This window comes from uncultured Desulfovibrio sp., assembly GCF_902477725.1.
Classification (GTDB): domain Bacteria; phylum Desulfobacterota; class Desulfovibrionia; order Desulfovibrionales; family Desulfovibrionaceae; genus Desulfovibrio.
The window spans coordinates 102924-120577 of record NZ_CABSIF010000010.1; the positions used below are offsets into that span (position 1 = coordinate 102924).

The 17654-nt window shown below is 47.8% G+C and carries 10 protein-coding genes; 3 read left to right on the forward strand and 7 right to left on the reverse strand.

All coding sequences use genetic code 11. From position 1 onward, the window contains the following. Nucleotides 1–7 precede the first annotated feature (7 nt). The gene (hsdR, locus tag RDK48_RS10815; protein ID WP_298997004.1) at nucleotides 8–2350 is read left to right on the forward strand and encodes an EcoAI/FtnUII family type I restriction enzme subunit R; all 2343 of its coding nucleotides are present in this window, start codon (nucleotides 8–10) and stop codon (nucleotides 2348–2350) included. A 245-nt stretch (nucleotides 2351–2595) separates the two neighbouring features. Here the strand turns inward: hsdR and RDK48_RS10820 are convergent, their stop codons facing one another. From RDK48_RS10820 to RDK48_RS10840, 5 genes are all read right to left on the reverse strand, one after another. Further along, nucleotides 2596–3558 (reverse strand): peptidoglycan-binding protein, encoded by a 963-nt coding sequence (locus RDK48_RS10820; RefSeq protein ID WP_298997001.1) that lies wholly within the window; start codon nucleotides 3556–3558, stop codon nucleotides 2596–2598. Nucleotides 3559–3751: 193 nt separating this feature from the next. Next, a complete protein-coding gene (locus RDK48_RS10825; RefSeq protein WP_298996998.1) occupies nucleotides 3752–5398 on the reverse strand; it encodes a hypothetical protein in 1647 nt (548 codons plus the stop codon). 15 nt (nucleotides 5399–5413) lie between these two features. Continuing rightward, the gene (locus tag RDK48_RS10830; RefSeq protein WP_298996995.1) at nucleotides 5414–6880 is read right to left on the reverse strand and encodes an ATP-binding protein; all 1467 of its coding nucleotides are present in this window, start codon (nucleotides 6878–6880) and stop codon (nucleotides 5414–5416) included. Between the two features lie 3 nt (nucleotides 6881–6883). Next, nucleotides 6884–9379 carry an Hsp70 family protein gene (locus RDK48_RS10835; RefSeq protein ID WP_298996992.1) on the reverse strand — a complete coding sequence of 832 codons (2496 nt, stop codon included), beginning with the start codon at nucleotides 9377–9379 and terminating at the stop codon, nucleotides 6884–6886. Next, nucleotides 9376–9756 carry a hypothetical protein gene (locus tag RDK48_RS10840; RefSeq protein WP_298996989.1) on the reverse strand — a complete coding sequence of 127 codons (381 nt, stop codon included), beginning with the start codon at nucleotides 9754–9756 and terminating at the stop codon, nucleotides 9376–9378. The genes RDK48_RS10835 and RDK48_RS10840 overlap by 4 nt, the downstream gene beginning before the upstream one ends. A 910-nt stretch (nucleotides 9757–10666) precedes the next feature. Between RDK48_RS10840 and RDK48_RS14980 the strand changes: the two genes are divergently transcribed. After that, nucleotides 10667–10852: an integrase core domain-containing protein gene (locus RDK48_RS14980; RefSeq protein WP_366125083.1), complete on the forward strand. Its 186-nt coding sequence runs from the start codon at nucleotides 10667–10669 to the stop codon at nucleotides 10850–10852. Between the two features lie 1183 nt (nucleotides 10853–12035). Then, entirely contained in the window at nucleotides 12036–12230 is a 195-nt protein-coding gene (locus RDK48_RS10845) for a hypothetical protein (protein WP_298996986.1), read from the forward strand. A gap of 572 nt (nucleotides 12231–12802) precedes the next feature. On the opposite strand, the gene mgtA is transcribed toward RDK48_RS10845, so the two are convergent. Together mgtA and aspA are read right to left on the reverse strand one after the other, a co-directional pair. Further along, nucleotides 12803–15355 carry a magnesium-translocating P-type ATPase gene (mgtA, locus tag RDK48_RS10850; RefSeq protein WP_298996983.1) on the reverse strand — a complete coding sequence of 851 codons (2553 nt, stop codon included), beginning with the start codon at nucleotides 15353–15355 and terminating at the stop codon, nucleotides 12803–12805. Between the two features lie 856 nt (nucleotides 15356–16211). Further along, entirely contained in the window at nucleotides 16212–17615 is a 1404-nt protein-coding gene (aspA, locus tag RDK48_RS10855; protein ID WP_192111553.1) for an aspartate ammonia-lyase, read from the reverse strand. Nucleotides 17616–17654 lie beyond the last annotated feature (39 nt).

Below are 17654 nucleotides of genomic sequence, written 5' to 3' on the forward strand. Positions count from 1 at the left end.
CCTGCGCATGAACGAAGCCGAAACCCGCGCCGAACATATAGACCCAGCCCTCAAGGCCGCTGGCTGGGGCGTGGTAGAGGGCAGCCGTGTGTACCGCGAGCATATCACGCCCGGCAGATTGCAGGGCGCGGGCGTGCGCACCAAGCCGGAGATTGCGGATTATGTGCTGTTTTACCGCAACCGCAAGCTGGCTGTCATAGAGGCCAAAAAATGGAGCCTGCCCTACACCGAGGGCGTGGCCCAGGCCAAGCGCTACGCGCACAAGCTGGCTGTGCGCTTTGCCTACTCCACCAACGGGCAGGCCATTTACGGCATAGACATGGAAACCGGGGCCGAGGGTGATGTACCCGCCTTTTCCGGCCCGGAAGAACTGTGGAACAAAACCTTTGCCCTCCAAAATATCTGGCGCAACCGCTTTGCCCAGATCCCTTTTGAGGACAAGGGCGGCTACTTTGGCGCGCGCTATTATCAGGATATAGCCATCAACCGGGTGCTGGAGGCCATTGCCGAGGACAAGCGACGCATATTGCTTACGCTTGCCACCGGCACGGGCAAAACCTTTATTGCCTTTCAGCTTGCGTGGAAGCTCTTTCACAGCCGCTGGAACCTTGTGGACTGGCACAGGGATGGCGATCCCGCGCGCCGCCCGCGCATTCTGTTTCTGGCCGACCGCAATATTCTGGCCGATCAGGCCTACAACGCCTTTTCCGCCTTTGAGGATTCCACCCCCGGTGCTCTGCTGCGCATTGACCCAGAGAGCATTCGCAAAAAGGGCAAAGTGCCAAAAAACGGCAGCATCTTTTTTACTATTTTTCAAACATTCATGTGCGGGCCGGGCGACACCCCCTACTTTGGCGAATATCCGCCAGATTTTTTTGACCTTATCATTATTGACGAATGCCACCGGGGTGGCGCGACTGATGAAAGTCAGTGGCGCAGCATACTCAATTACTTTGCCCCTGCCGTGCAGCTTGGCCTTACCGCCACGCCCAAGCGCAAGGGTAATGCCGATACTTACGCCTACTTTGGCGAACCCGTGTATGTGTATTCTCTCAAGGAGGGCATTAACGATGGCTTCCTTACGCCCTTCAAGGTAAGGCAGTTTGCCACAACTATTGACGACTACACATATACCCCGGACGACCAGATCATTGAAGGCGAGGTGGTGGAAGGCAAGCGCTATACAGAAAACGAGTTTAACAAAAGCATCATCATTCCCGAACGCGAGCGTTACAGGGTGGGGCTTTTTATGGACAGCATTAACCAGCAGGAAAAATCGCTGGTGTTTTGCGCCACTCAGGAACACGCGCTCATGGTGCGCGACCTCGTTAACCAGAAAAAAACCAACAAAGATCCCGATTACTGTGTGCGCGTGACTGCCAATGATGGACCGGCGGGCGACCAGTTTTTGCGGGAGTTTCAGGATAACGACAAAACCATTCCCACCATACTTACCACCTCGCAAAAGCTCTCTACCGGCGTGGATGCGCGTAATGTTCGCAATATTATTCTGATGAGGCCGGTCAATTCCATGATCGAGTTCAAGCAGATCATCGGGCGCGGCACGCGGCTTTTTGACGGCAAGGACTACTTTACCATTTACGATTTTGTAAAGGCCCATCACCATTTCAGCGATCCGGAGTGGGACGGCGAACCAGAAGAACCGGTAACTCCACAACCAAAGCCGGAGGACACGGGCGGAGGCAAGCCCATGCCGCCAGACGGCAACCCAGAGCCGGATGGCACCCCTGGGCCAGATCGCCCTGTGCGCCTTAAAATAAAGCTGGCCGATGGCAAGGAGCGTGAGTTGCAGCACATGTCTGCCACCGCATTCTGGAGCCCGGACGGCAAGCCCATGTCTGCCGCGCAGTTTCTGGAAAGCCTGTACGGCGCACTGCCAGAGTTTTTTAAGGATGAAGACGAGCTGCGGGCCATTTGGAGCCAGCCCGATTCACGCAGGGCGCTGTTGCAGGGCCTAGCCGACAAAGGCTTTGGCAAGGGCGAACTGGCAGAAATGCAAAAGGTTATTGACGCCGAAAACAGCGACCTGTTTGACGTGCTGGCCTATGTTGCCTTTGCCCTACGCCGTTATACCCGACAGGAGCGCGCAGACAAGGCGCAGCCAGAGATTAGGGCCCACTATAGCGACAGACAGCAGGCATTTCTCGAATTTGTGCTTTCGCAGTATGTAAAAGAAGGCGTGGACGAACTGGATATGGAAAAACTGCCAGCACTGCTTCGTCTACACTATGGCGGCCTGCCAGATGCATTACCCCACCTTGGCAGCATGCAGCAGATCAAGGGCCTGTTTGTGGGCTTTCAGCGTCATGTGTACGAAGATAAAATTTAGGGCGGTACAACCTTGCCAGTGGGCAGCGGAATGCGCCAAGCCCTGATTATATAGAAATTCTTTACATACAGGATTGATTTGTTTTGTGTTGCAGGCTGCCACAGAAGCGGGGCACTTTTGCGGACTAGTCAACGGCAAAGCTAAGGTGGACAATTTTATGTGCTGTGCCGCCTTTAGGACTACTAGTTAGAGGAGTGTCCAGTCTAAATCAGGGCTACTCCATTTAGAGCTTTCGTCTTTAAGTCCTATTGACTTTTGGGTTGCGATCCCAACAGAGATCTGTATGCGATGCTGGCTTTACGCATAAGAATGAGCAGTTCTTCGTTAATTTCTCCATTTTGCACACTTCCTATGTCGCGCTGGAATGTCTTCACGGCATCTGCAGTCCTGCGTCCATAGCCACCATCCACTGGCCCAGGATCGTATCCTAATTCTGTAAGTAGCTGTTGAGCCTCTTTAATCTGCTGGGCTGCGCCCTTATTTCGCGTAAGATTGTTAGACTGGCCTGCTGATGAAGATGGGTTAGAACGGTTATCCATCTGTCTAGCTTCACGAATGGCCTCAGCAACAATCTGTGCTCGGTAAACTTCAACTTCTCGTTCTGCTTGCGACCGTGAGCCCTTACGATATTGGAAGCTTCCACAGCGGCTGTTATAATCTTGCACGATTAAATTAAATTTTTCAATTCCATCATTAGATGTTATGCCACCGCGCATTGCTTCGATACGAATTGAGTGCTTAATGCACCAACGGATTTCTGCTACGGACAGCACGTTGTTGGTACCGGGTGATGGCTTAGTATATTCCAGTGCTGCGGTTGAGGGTGTATTTTGCGGTTTTCCTTGGGAAGCCGGAGACGGCTGAGAAGAGCTATAGCTTGGCGAGGGAGTTTGTGGACTGTATGAGGGGGGCTTATTGCTCTTGCTGTTTAAGACGCAGATTAGAAGGACAATAGCAATAGCAATAACTACCCATTTGCCACCAGTCCATTCATTGCCACTACTAGAACTTACGGCAATAGGTTGGGAAGCGTTGCCAGGTTTTGCACCTGTAGATGCGGTCTCATCCTGATTTTGGCTTGCTGTGGTGGCCAGGTGAGGAGTTGAATTTCTTGATTCTGGTATTATGATCGCATCAAGACCATGTAACTCAGACGCCAAGCCTGAAAGAGCAGAAAATCCCTTAGGGGTATCATTAGAACCAGACATGGATATTGCTTCCTTCAGTTTTGCTTATAACCATCCTGCCGCCCCTTTTATGTGAGCGTAAATCTTTAACGCAATGCGAATATTACCAACGTAAATGGATTAGCTCTACAATTTACTGTATTGTTATTAGAACTTTTTGACAAATCAATGTATAGCATGGTGCCTTGTAGCTGAGCATTCAGTGCGGGGCAAGCTATTTAGCAAAGATACAGCTCAGCCGGTCCCCACCTTTTTTCCAAAGCGTTCGAATTGCAGCTTCTAAAACGTGGATATTATCTTCCTTGATGTAAGAAAATTCCATAGATAATCCTTTATCTTCACGCTTTCCTATGCAAAAAACTCCCGGACCATTCCAAATTACGAGCTCACTCCAACGGCAAAAAACATGCTCTGTGTTGGAAAAAAAACTTTTGCGTTCCAGCTCCATCCCGTGATCACTCAATACTGCGGATCCAAACCTATATTTTTTACCTTCGCTTAACCCTTCCAAAAGCTCTATCAGTAATCGCACACCAACAGCACGCCACAGGCGATCTATAAAGTTGGAGTAGATGTTTTCATTTCGTAGTGAGACTGAGGAATTGCCAGAATTATTCCCAAAAACAACACTATACGTTGTCCCTGTGGGAATGCCGTTAACTGAATGCCGAGTCCCTCCCCAGCGAATCGTTGTAATTGAGTCGAGGCTCCAGCGGTAGCCTTTCCATTCGATCCCTTCGGGAGAAATGAGCAGCTTATCTTTAAATATTGCCCCGACTTCAGCTTCATAGCTAATTTCTTGCCGCCATTCTTCAGCCTTACCTTTCGCACTCTCTCGTGTGCGGATTTGCTGTTCCGCCAGCTCACTCAATGTGCATGCATCCTGCGCAGTACGTTCGGCAATTTCACCAACTTCAGCAAATACATCTTGAAGCATATTTGTAAGTTGCTGCGAAAAATCGAGTTTGTCGTGCTCATTAAACATATGGATTGCCAACCCACGGACAAGATAGGCAATACGCTGGCTCGCTTCGTGACCAAGCCCTCGGCTTTTCGTGCTGACTTGAATTGGCTGGGCAATAATATCCCAATTTTTAACAACACATATTAGTTGGTCTACCAATGGGGCTAGCATGGAGTCAGGGCATTTTGCATCAACAGCTTCTCGTAATTTCTCCACAAGAATTTTTATATTAGATTCTTCTTTTTCAAAAAACTCCTGCGCTCCAACCTCATACAAATCAACAAGGTCGTCTATTAACGTCGGGCCATGTTCCAGACCATTATGCGTGGCTACGTCAATGACGTTAGTGACTGTTTTTACCAGTTCTTTTGGGGGAAGATTGTCGAGGGCGGATTTGATTGTGTTGCGATAATGGGCACGCCGCACCTGAATTTCAGCTTCAATAGTGGAGGTATCCGATACTTCGGGAAAACCAGCTGCGACCCTTTCTTCGTTGATGCTTGCGCATAATTCAATAAATTTTATATGCTCAAATGCACTCGCTAGTTCAAGAATCCATTTTGCAACAGCAGCGGCATTGCAGTCAGGCAAACGTATCAGCCCTGCTGCAAGCAGATTCGCCCGTGCAATAGCAGGCAGATTCTCGGCAGCGAGCAGCTCAGTTGGTGCGGAATTTAGAAGTGACAAAACCTCACCAGTTTTTTTGGGCCCAACACCAGGCAACCAGGCGATTTCAGCGGAAAGCCTTTTTCTTGGTGAGGTTAATTCAGAACGAGCGTTTGTGCACTCACTTGAGTCTTGTAAAAGACTATGCTCTTCAGCAAGCTCCAAGATCCTCATGCGGTTATCGCGAGGACTCGCAGTCAGGATATGAAAAGGATTTTGCAAAAGATCCATATCATTCTCCGGTTACTAGTCTTCCGAGAAGAACCCTATACGTTTACTTCTTTTTTTCTGGGTGTCAGGGAGACTATTTAAAGCTTCAATTAAGCTCTCTTGGTTGATAGCTGTTTTTCTGGCTTTGGCCGCAAGCCTTGCAGCCTCCCGTATAACAAATGCTGAATCAGAAAGGGCTTTGCCCGTTAAGGTGTCAAGAATCAGATCAACATTGAGGTCGCACGCCTTTGGTAATTGGCTTAAAAGTGAATCTATAAGCGAAGCAACCTCTTGTCGCGATGGCATGCCAACTTCGATAATGTGGTCAAAGCGTCCTCTACGCAGGATAGCGGGGTCAATTGACTCTATCATGTTGGTCATAGCAATAATTAACACTCTGTTTTTGATAGCATCCGGAATGCGCCGAAGGAATTCGGCAACTTCCTCTATGTGGTGGAGCCCTGTAGCGCTGCCAGACCGCCTGTCTGATAGAAAAGACTCCATTTCATCGATGACGATAACAGACGGGGCATTATCAATTGCCATGTCAAAAAGTTCTGAAATTTTTTTGCTGGTTTCGTGAATATAAGGACTACCAATACTGTTAGAATCAATAGAATAGCTTGGCCAAGCTATAAATTCAACAAGGCGCTCTACCGCGAAAGTTTTTCCACAACCTGGTGGTCCATGCAAAACTATTGCAGACGGGAAATTAATCCCCAACGCTTGGTAGTTTGATGTGTTGAAAATAATGTCAATGACATGCTCATTAAAAAAATTTTCAATTAGGGGACGCCCAGGAAGTCGGAATGTTCTAAGCTCAGCGGATTTATCTGAATTTTGTAGTTGATCACAAGAAGTAGCTATTCTTTTAGAAATAACGTCCGTTTCAACCCTAGTTTGAGGTGCTGATATGCGCATCGTTATCATGCTTGCGTCCGCAGGCACACTAAACCCTGCAGTTTTTATAACATCGGATACGTCGCCTGCCGATATTCTGCTTGTGAGGTTTACCAAACGCCTAAATGAAGAGGTAGAGATAACAACTCCACCTGTTAACCATGTGCCTAAAATGACGTCATCTTCAACCGGAGGCGTTGGTGTCCACGTTGGTAGGAGACGGGAGTACTGCTCTACATAAATGGCATCGTGCAGGGAGACGTCTGTGGATAGCTTTCGGGAAGCTTTTAGGGCAAGAGCAAAGGCTAAAGCGTCAACCTTACTTCCGGGAGGATTATCATTCTCAACAGGTGCAAGACGGTATTTTTTATTGCTAAGCATGTACTGAAGTATTTGACCTTCATACACAATTTCTGTGAAGAGAGATTCGGCAAGAAAGCCGATCTGATTCCACCTTCGTACTATCTGTGGGCGCGCAATCAGCATGTTATCAATGCCACTGGTATCTAAAATCTGCCAATCTTTACTAAAATGAAGTAGGGCGCAGGTTCTAGATCCATGGGACAGTTCATAGCCCTTCGGCAGCCACATGTTGCAAGACATAGACTATCCCCTAATAATATTGACGATGTCTAACATCTCATTGTCAGAAAACCCGCCGGTTTGGATCATAGCGAGTTGGGCGACAACCGTCCGAAGTTTTTCGATATCATCAGAACGCATGTACTGCGTGCCAATCTGGGCGAGTTCTTCAAAGCGATGCTTATCGGCAAAAAGTGATGGCGTTTTAGTCATATACTTAAAACGTTCAACTACAAACCAATCTTGCCGCCAAAGTATTTCAAAATTTTTGCCTTTCAGAGCATCAAGATGATACTCAAAGGCATTGTCGTTTTGTTCGATTGATCGCTGAGCTGTCTTTGCCAGGTTATCAAAAGCGGTGGCTTCTGCTGGGCGTGCAAATTGGCGTATGTGCGTAGTAAAGAAAGATACCACCCCATTGAGATCAATTTGCCTGATTTCTTTCAAATGCTCTTTTCTGACCTCTGAAAGGAGTTTTCTTGCTTCAAGAACCTTCTCCATAGCCTCCTGAGATTTTTCTGTTTCTGTTTCATCTGGGGCAAGGGAGATTGCAGGCTCAAGTTTTTGACGCGCTTGCTCGAGTTTGGGATCGTTAACTACTGAGCTGACTTCATCAATGCGATCCAGAGTTTTTTCTCCTTCCTGTGCAACCATGGCAGCGTATACAGTGTAGTTGGGCTGTCCCTCTAGGCGGGAATAAAAATTCTTGCCCGAGTGGAAAGTGCCGCCAATGCTAGGCACCGACACCTCAACATTGATGGTGCCAGAATCCAAAATTTCATATTCGCACACCAAGTCTGCGCCAGCAGGAATCACTCCATCGTCAAAATCAGAACCAGAAATTTTCAATACGCCTATATAGCGATTGTCCGAAATGGGGTCTGGAATCTCACCTTCCCAAATATTCAGGTTAAGTGAGCTAGCAGCACCGGATTTTAGGGATTCCGCTGCCTTGAAAATAGTTTGCCCCTTCTTGGGTAGAGATTCGCCAGCACGAACCAAAAATGCGAGGGTGGGCTTACCTCCAAGTTTCTCCAATACCTCAACACCAACTGAGTGCGAGGCTGGAATTGCATCTACAGAAGCCGTGGTTCTGGTAATGATTATGTTGTTTTGTTCCAGAGCAATTGGGCCACCCGAGGGATCAAAAACAAAAGCTTTAAATGTGTTATCTCCATTTTTTGCTAATGTGACATCTATTATTGTGCCATGCTTGAGAGGCAGACGGCCTGAAGTCCAACCCGTGTCAATGCAATCTACCTGGAATTCAGAGCCTGCGGCCACTTGACCAATCAGTTGGACTGCAATCTTTGTCTTTGAATTCGGAGTGCGGGCAATGTAGTTGAAAGATAGGGACAGGGATCCACCAGAAGATATTTGTCCTCGGGTGCTTTTGCGTGATCGGCTTTGGGAAGACCAGTCGATAGATTCTGCAAACAAACTTGCCCCTTCGGCCACAGCTGTCATGGGGTTAACATCGGTGCTGCCCGGAACCCCCAGCTCAAAGGCGACCTTATCCCGCAAGGGTTTGTAATTTGTCGGCCCTCCGATAAATACAATGCGTTCTAAATCGTGAGGAGAAAGGCAAGCTTTTAAGATGGTTTCGCGGGCTGCGGCGATTGATTCACCAACACGCTCAGCAATAAGTTTATTATAGGTGTCACGGTGCAAAGGAATATCGAGATAAATTTCATTGCCATTGAGGTCGCGAACTCGAGTTTCAGTTTCCGAAAGGGTGATGACCACATCTTCTTTGGCTGAGAGTTCTATTTTTGCACGTTCTGTAGCCCACGCGGCAAGCCTAAGGAGCGATTTATAATTTGGATTGACAGAAAAATTTTCTGGAAGATCAAAGTGTTCTAATAACCAGGGGCGCACAACACTATCTACTAGAGAACGGTCAAAATCCCTTCCGCCACACATTGAAATGCCACCGTGAGCGAGTAGATTAACCTGTCCGTTAAGGCTTTCGGCGATGGCAATATCTAGAGTGCCACCTCCTAAGTCATAGATCAAAAACATGCCGTCGGTACTGCGAACTCGCATAACGCTCATCACAGCCGCAACCGGCTCTTGCATAAGTGCAACCTTGCCGAGGCCAGCTAGATTGGCGGCCTGCATGGTGGCATTCTTCTGCATTTGATTAAACGCAGCAGGAACGGTGATTACGGTTCCTGTATCTTGATCATTTCTAATTTCTTCCGGCAAGTAACCAAAAAGGACCTTAAGTATCTCTGCAGAGCATTCTTCGGGGGTTTTCGTGAGATTCACCGCAGAAAGAGAAATTGGAGTGCTTGTCCCCATAAGGCGCTTGAACAGCAAGGCTGCGTTATCTGGACTGTGTGGGGCAGAATCATAAGCATGCCTGCCCACATATCTATTTCCACGTTTGTCAATATAGATCGCAGATGGGGTTACGTCGTTTTGCTCTGGGCTTTTCCAGATTCTGGTCTCGGAACCATCATAAGAACACACCGCGCTATTTGTTGTGCCCAGGTCAATACCAACAAAGTTTTTCATAGTTCGACCTTCTTTAAAATGACAGTTCCTGTCCTAACCAAGCCTTCGTGCCCCATGATGATCGGTTCAAGCATTTGGTCCACGACCAAGACGTCTTTCGCGTCAAATTCATCAATATTCAGGGGCGTTGCGGCCATGCCAGGGTCGAAAGGATGCCCTTCAATATTGACGAGCCTCATTCCAGCCAGATCCAGAGCCTCTTCAACTTTTTTAATGAACCAACGAAACTGGCTTATGTATCTGTGCTGTTCTCCAGCATCAAGCTTCGTAAGAAGTCTGTCAAATACACGGCTAAAGCGCCAAGACTCGACCGCCATACTAATAACGGAATCCCTCATGGATTGTTCTGGCGTGGTGGTCTTCTGAGAGTTCGTCATGTGCACCTTCCTTGTTAAGCCTAGTAAGTCGTAGCAAAGATGTTAACTCATCTGCTTCTAGCCACGAAAGGGCAGCGCTCATTTTAATCATTTTATATGTGCGCTTCATATTCATTTTTTATGTGAAAGGGGCATCGCACTCCGCGTTGTCTAGTACATAACTATTTGAAAGGTTATTGATAACAAAAAAAAAGATATGTGCAAATACCATGTAATCATAGTAAATTGCGAGGGTTACTCCGCTTCAAAATTGTCCATCTCGGGTTATTGCGGCAAACAGAGGCTAGCGTTCGCGTTGTCTATCTGTGCCGTTAGAATGGGATTATTGTCGCCCTGAAGGATATACTCTCAAAAAACTTTTGAAGCCCGGAGCCAACAGGGAGACCGTGCATCACATTAACACTGGGCATTACTACTCAGAGCGGCGGACCTGCCGAGTTATTCAGTTAAATCGCTATTCAGCCAGGCTACCACCACCTGAAGGCCGCGACCTACTTTTACTGACTGGGATGCTGGAACTGGGAGAAGAACGACGAAGTTTCAGTTCTCCGCGCCTGCATGAATTATTGCGCCGGGAATATCTGACACTAAACCACAAGCAGACAGAAAGGATTTATCAGGAAGAAAATCTTTTCCAGCGTGCCCGCAAACGAGTATACGTCTAAGCCATGCCCTTATTGTCCAGGCTGGCCCGGATGAGCAATGGGAATGAATTTTGTAAGCTCGGATTTTGACGATTGTGGAATCGCTCAAGCCCGCATTTGAAGTGAATATGCCTTTTCCGGGGATACTGCTTGTGCGAGTGCTTGAAAAATTACTCCTTCAAGGAAGATTGCCACCGCGTATCACGGTTGATAACGGCCCATAATTTTGCATTAAGACCTAGGAGGCATGGGCTTTTGAGCACGATGTGCAGATAGCGCTTACTAGTTCGGTCAAGCCCATGGATAATGGGTACATTGAAAGCTCTAACGGAACGCTGCGGGATGAGTATTTAAATCAAACGTATTTTTCCCTGTACGATGCCTGTAATACGGTTGAGCCCAGGCGGCAGGAGACAACCAACGGCGACCGCACAGTTCATTGGGCAGGCTAACACCAGTAGAGTTCCGAGCAATGAAAATAACCTGCAACTCATTAGGGACAGTTAACTTATAAACAGTATGTGTAGTGAGGTAAGGCCAACAGGAATGATCCAAGGCAACCATAAAACATAACATTATCTGTATAATAAAATTAAGTTTCTTTAACATCTCCAAAAAAATTGAACTTAAATCCAGTGATTTTTTATGTTGGTCTTTATGTTGGTTCTGGAGTGACAGGCATACGAATAGATGCTTGAATACTTGACTTTTTTCTTTAAAAACAAGTCCCGCCCTCGGCACCATTTGAACTCGAAGAGAGTTCAAAGAAGCCCGTTAAGCTAACAGCTTAGCGGGCTTTCTTCTTTTCAGACTTCTGTTCAGTTCAAGCGATTCTGACTTGCCTCTTCCCTCTTGGGACTCTATGCCCCCGTCTTTGAGGTAGAGCAAGATTCTGCCCCTCAACAAAAAACTTGTTCCGACTGCCGCCCCTCATGTTTTCCTGCCTTGCCAGCCCCCGTGGTGGCGATCCCCATGCCTCTTGTTTGATACCAGAGTTCGCAATGCCAAAGCGCAAGACAAAGCCCTCAAGCTTTTTGATGGGGGCGGTCTGTTCCTGTTTGTTTCCCGCTGGCGGCAAACTATGGCGGCTCAAGTACCGTTTCCAGGGCAAAGAAAAACTACTCGCCTTGGGCGCGTAACACCGGTTATGCAGCTCTTGACCGTGACGGGGCTATCACATTGGTCCAAAGCATCAAGAAGATGGCCCTCGAAACAGGAGCGTTTTTAGTGCCAGATTCGGATACGGTTGAAGGCAAGGCAGCCACGGGGAGCTTCAACTTGATTCACTGCGCTGCCGCCGCTCTGCTGGACTATTTGAACGATATTGCCCAGACGAGCCTTCCACAACAGAAATAGACACACGTCTGACGCACCAAAGCAAAGCCCTGACCCTGCTCCGAAGGTCTGGGCTTTTGCTGCTTAGCGTCAAGGTAATATAACATTAAACGCAAGTAATTTTGCATATATGTTCTGATTTACATATTTATATTATTGCAATACACAATAATAATTTATTTATTTTGACTAATAGTCAATTCATATTACACATAATAACTACATTTATTATAAATTATAAAGACAGTAATTATTTGTCATGATAATGTGTATACAGTCTAAATACAGATAGGAGAATTTATGAATTATCTATTCAAGTTGGCCGATGTGGCTCTCAAGAGCGTTGGTAAAAAGACGTTCACCCTTGAAGATGGGCACAGTATGACAATTTCTCCATCAGGTGATGGAAAAACCATGAAAATTGATATTGAGGACGGGGAATCGTACAAAACCAGGGGAAGTAACAGCTTTGTCTCGCAGATAGTAAAGATTTAAAAAAATAGAGGGGTTGCCTGGTGGGACGAAACGAAAGAAGGGCAAGACAATGTTTACAACGTGCTTTCAATGTATGAACAATTTGAGGATGTTCCTCAGGAAGAACTCCCCAATATGCCCGGCAACAAATGTTCGATTAACTCACACTAACGAATCGCATTCGTCCATGTTTATAAAAAATCAACAAGCTGACAATTTAGTCTATTTCACTACTTTTTAATTTGGTTATGCGGGTCAAAAACTCCCTCCTTATTCGTGGGGTATCCCAGGCCAGAAAGAGGAATGGAGAACTATCAATGAACAAAAGCTCAAAGCAACGTGTCGAAATGGAACGTCTTTTATCTAATTGGAAACAATATCTGGATAGCATCCCACCAGCCTCGAATGATTTAAAGTTGCACAAGCGGCTTGGAATGAACACTGTTATCGTAAAAAAAGATGATTTTAACAGGGTGTTGAGGTCTTTTGTTCATGACATGAGAACGCGCCTTGACGCGTCTCCGCAATAAGCCCATGGCAGATATTCTGAACGCGATATTCCCACAGTAAACATCGAAGACCCTAAAAAATCCTCAGGCATCCAAACCTGTTCGCATTGAAAGCTCTCTATAAAACCACCTCTTCATCAATTCTGCTGAAAGGATGTACAAAGCGACAATTGACAGGATCACACCATACAGCAGCAATGAAACGGGAGTGAATCCAAATAATTCAGCCAATGGAGTGCTCGGAATGATAATGACGAGCGCAGCGACTAACACAGATGCAATCGCCAAGCACGGGCTCGGTTTGCTTTTGAAAAATGGCTTTTGTGACCGGACAATCAGAACGATGAGCGTTGCGGAAACAACTGATTCGATAAACCATCCTGTGTGGAATTCCTGCTCCTTGGCGTGGAATAAATAAAGCAGAACACCGAATGTCATATAGTCAAAGACGGAACTCAGAATACCAAATGCGAGCATGAATCGCTTGATGAACCTAGTGTCCCATTTATGGGGAGAGCGTATCCACTCGGCATCGACGGCGTCGGTCGAGATGGCCATAGACGGAAAATCCGTCATGAGGTTCGTCAACAGTATCTGCGTGGGCAGCAGCGGCAGAAATGGCATAAACAAAGATGCTCCGGCCATACTGAACATGTTCCCAAAATTGGCGCTGGTGGCCATAAGAATGTATTTTTGTGTGTTGGCAAAAGTGCGCCGTCCTTCTTTCACCCCTTCAACCAGCACTGCCAGATCATGGTCGAGCAGAACCATGTCGGCGGCTTCCTTTGCCGCGTCAACAGCAGTATTGACAGATAACCCCACGTCAGCAATGTGGATGGCGGAGACGTCGTTGATACCGTCTCCCATATAGCCAACCGTCTTCCCCATCCTTTTAAGAGCCGCGATAATGCGTCCCTTCTGGTTCGGTTCAATTTCCGCAAATACGTTTGTCTGCACCACCTGATTGAGTAAAGCCGCATCGCTCATGTTCTTCATTTCCGAGCCAGTCAGTATGATCGCGTTGCCAAGGCCCACCTCTTCACTCATATGCTTTGCGATCAGTATGTTGTCTCCTGTGATGATCTTCAACTCAACGCCATATTCGTTTAACTCATGTATAGTTTCCCATATACCCGGTTTAATTGGATCAAACAGGGTGATGATACCGCCAAAAATCATACCTATTTCGTCCGCCATAGAAACAGATGATGTGTTGCCACAGTCCTTGTACGCGACTCCTAAAGTTCTTACACCTTTTGAGCTTAAGTCTTCATATAGTTTTTGGATGGACGGCATGGACTCCGAGAGAGGAACCACGGTTCCGTTCTTGTCAATGGCATGAGTGCAGACGCCCAATATATTTTTAATGGCGCCTTTGCTTATCAACCGTGCCTCTTGCCCCTCGCAGGCCACCAGCACGCTGAGCCTTTTGCGGATGAAATCGTACGGAATCTCATCCAGGCGAGAATAGCGGTCGGCTCCTTCAGCCGGAAGCGCCATCACCGCCTCATCAATGAGATTTTTGTATCCCTGCTGCAAGGAAGCGTTGACCTTGGCCATCAAAAGCACCTTGAGGCTTTCTTTGCCAAAGCAATCGAGCCATTGGCTCACCCGCACCTTTCCTTCAGTCAGCGTACCCGTTTTGTCGGAGCACAGCACATTCATATTGCCAAAATTTTCAATGGAACTCAGGCGCTTGACGATGACTCTCTTCTGCGCCATGCGCTTTGCGCCCTGCGAAAAGTTTACCGTAATAATGACGGGCAAAAGCTGGGGGGTGAGCCCCACGGCGATGGCCAGCGTGAACAGCAGGGAGTCCATAACGGGCTTGTGCAGCAGAACATTTATGCCGAAAAGCAAGACCACCATGACAAGAGTAATCTGCATCAACATGTACCCGAATTTACGGATACCTATGGTGAACGAAGTTTCCGGGGCCTTCTGGCTGAGCGTTTTGTTGATGTGGCCGAATTCCGTTGCTTCTCCTGTTTGCACTACCAAAGCCCGCGCCGCCCCACTGACAACGTGCGATCCCATATAGATGTAGTTTATCCGTTTGGCCAAAGGGGTGTTGGCAGGCAATACGGCAACAGCTTTCTCGACCGGAAAGGTTTCTCCTGTAAAGGCCGCCTCGTCGATGAACAGGCCGTCTGATTCCAAGATAACACAGTCCGCAGGAACAACATCTCCCGCCCCAAGGATGATAACGTCTCCCGGAACCAGCTCAGACGTGGACTGTTCGACCTTTTGCCCATCTCGCAATGCAATGGCCCTGATTTGGACCAGACTAAGCAATTGCGAAATTGCCTTGCCAGCCGTTCTTTCTTGCCAGTACCCCAGTGAGCAGCTGATCAGGACAATAATTGCGATGATCATGGCGTCCGGCCTGTCGTCCAAGGCAAAGGATAGTGCCGCTGCCGCGAGCAGGGTGAGGGTTATGGGGCTGTTGAATTGGCTCAGGAACAGCATAAACCCGGATTGTTTTTTTGCGGCAGCCAGAGTGTTGGCTCCAAAGACGGCTTTTCGTTTTTTGGCCTCGCTCTCCGACAGACCGCCAAGAGACGATTCGAGTTCCTGGAAAAGTTCATCTTCGGGCAATGACCAGTATGGTGTTCCTGATGCATTCGCAACGATCATGAGGTGTTCCCCCCTGCGTAGAACAAATTTCCTTTTAAAGGTTGCGAAAGATGTTTCAGAAAGCGTAAATTTTGGCAGCTCCATATGGGTAGGAATAATTGGGCTAGTAATTATTATCGCACGTTGATGTTGAAATGGCTATCTTCCGAATTTGAGGAGGATTTTTATCAAGCAAGGCGTCAACTCAGACTGTAGATCGATGCCCCCGTCAATCCCGCTGTAAGCTCCTGAATGACTAGATAAAAACATAATTATGCATGGATCATTGCGCGTCTACTAATAGCAAATGAACCCGCCATATACCCCCGCCCATTGCGTACTGAATAAAAAAAAGCAGCTTTAGGGGCAACTTTACATAACGAAATAATTATAGAATCACTTTATCATGTTGAATCGATATGTTTGAGTCCCGACATCGCATCATGAAAGGAAAAGGGATTACACCAAGTTGGTGTAATCCCTTTTCCTTTGTCCACAGCTAGAAATGCGCCTTTCCGGCCTTTTGTCCCCCCAACCAGACATTCCCCCGAAGGCCGTCAGAATGGCCTTCTGAGGCGACCTTTTAAAATGGCTTAGCATTCCTGGAGAAATGAATATCCTTGATGCCAGTTGCTCCAGTTGGAGGCAAAGCCCCCGCCTTCATCTCAAAAAGTTACCGGGAACATTGATCCGCAAGGTTAAATAAAAAAACAAACCTTACGGGCGTGACCAAGCAAATCAAAGGTGTTTCCGCTGTCTGATTCATTCTTCAACGTAAACTATTCCGCCCAGGTGCACGTGGTAACGCGCAGGCCTGAGCGGCTTTATATTGTCTGACGTGGCAGATTGCCCCGCAGCGTTACCGCAAGGTTGTGTTTTACAGGTGCGCGCGGCTTGGGCGGGTCATGCTTTCGGGCGAAAGCAGTTTCTCTAGTTGTTCCGCAGTCATCACGCCATGCGCAAGCGCCACTTCAGAAACGGATTTATTGGTGTCCAAAGCTTCTTTGGCGATTGCCGCCGATTTTTCGTAACCGATAACCGGCACAAGATTGGTCACGATGCCGATGGAATTGATTACGAGTTCCAGGCAGCGTTCCCTGTTGGCGGTAATACCTTCCACACATTTTTCCCCAAGCGTCCTGCATCCGATGCCCAGGCGTTCCACCGCCAAAAAAAGCGTGTGGGCAATTATCGGCTCCATGACATTCAGTTCAAGTTGCCCCGCCTCTGCGGCCATGGTTACAGTCATGTCCTTGCCAATGACGTCAAAGCATATTTGGTTGATCACCTCGGGAATGACGGGGTTGACCTTGCCGGGCATGATGGAGGAACCCGGCTGACGGCGCGGCAGGTTTATCTCGTTAATGCCCGTGCGCGGGCCGGAAGACAGCAGTCGAAGATCATTGCAGATTTTTGAAAGTTTGACGGCAAAACGCTTGAGTACTCCAGAAATCTGCACATAGCTGCCTGTGTCCCATGTGGCTTCAATCAAGTTGTCTGACGTCACCACATTAAGCCCGATAAGATTGCTGAGATGGTTGCAGACAATGCGCGAATAATCTGAAGGCGCATTGATGCCGGTGCCGATGGCCGTGGCCCCAAGGTTAATCTCAAGAAGCAGTTTACGGTTTTTTTCAACGCGCAAAATGTCTTCGCCGATGGTAGTTGCGTAGGCCGAAAATTCCTGGCCCAGCGTCATGGGCACGGCGTCCTGCAACTGGGTGCGGCCCATCTTTACCACATCGGCAAATTCCACGCCTTTGCGCGCAAAGCAGCCCTGAATATACCGCATGTGCTCCATGAGGTTGGTAAGCTCGGCATACAGAGCCAGCCTGAAGGCTGTTGGGTAGGCATCGTTGGTGGATTGGGAACAATTGACGTGGTTGTTGGGGTGGCAATACTGGTAATCGCCCTTTTCATGACCCATGATTTCCAGGGCGCGATTGGCAATGACCTCATTGGCGTTCATATTGGTAGAGGTACCTGCCCCACCCTGAATGGTATCCACCGGAAACTGGTCATGCAGTTTGCCCGCCAGCAGTTCATCGCACGCAGCGCAGATGGCCTTGCTTATGTTTGCAGGCAATGCGCCCAGTTCCGCATTGGCAAGGGCCGCAGCCTTTTTTACGTAAGCCAAAGCCCTTATCAGCGAAGGGCATTGGGAAATTGTGCGGCCAGAAATGCTAAAATTCTGCACGGCCCGCATGGTTTGCACGCCATAATAGGCATTGGCAGGAATTTTCATTTCGCCAAGAAAATCGTGTTCTACACGCGTTTTCATTTTTTGCTCCAAGGTTGCGACCATAAGCAGACTTCGCCC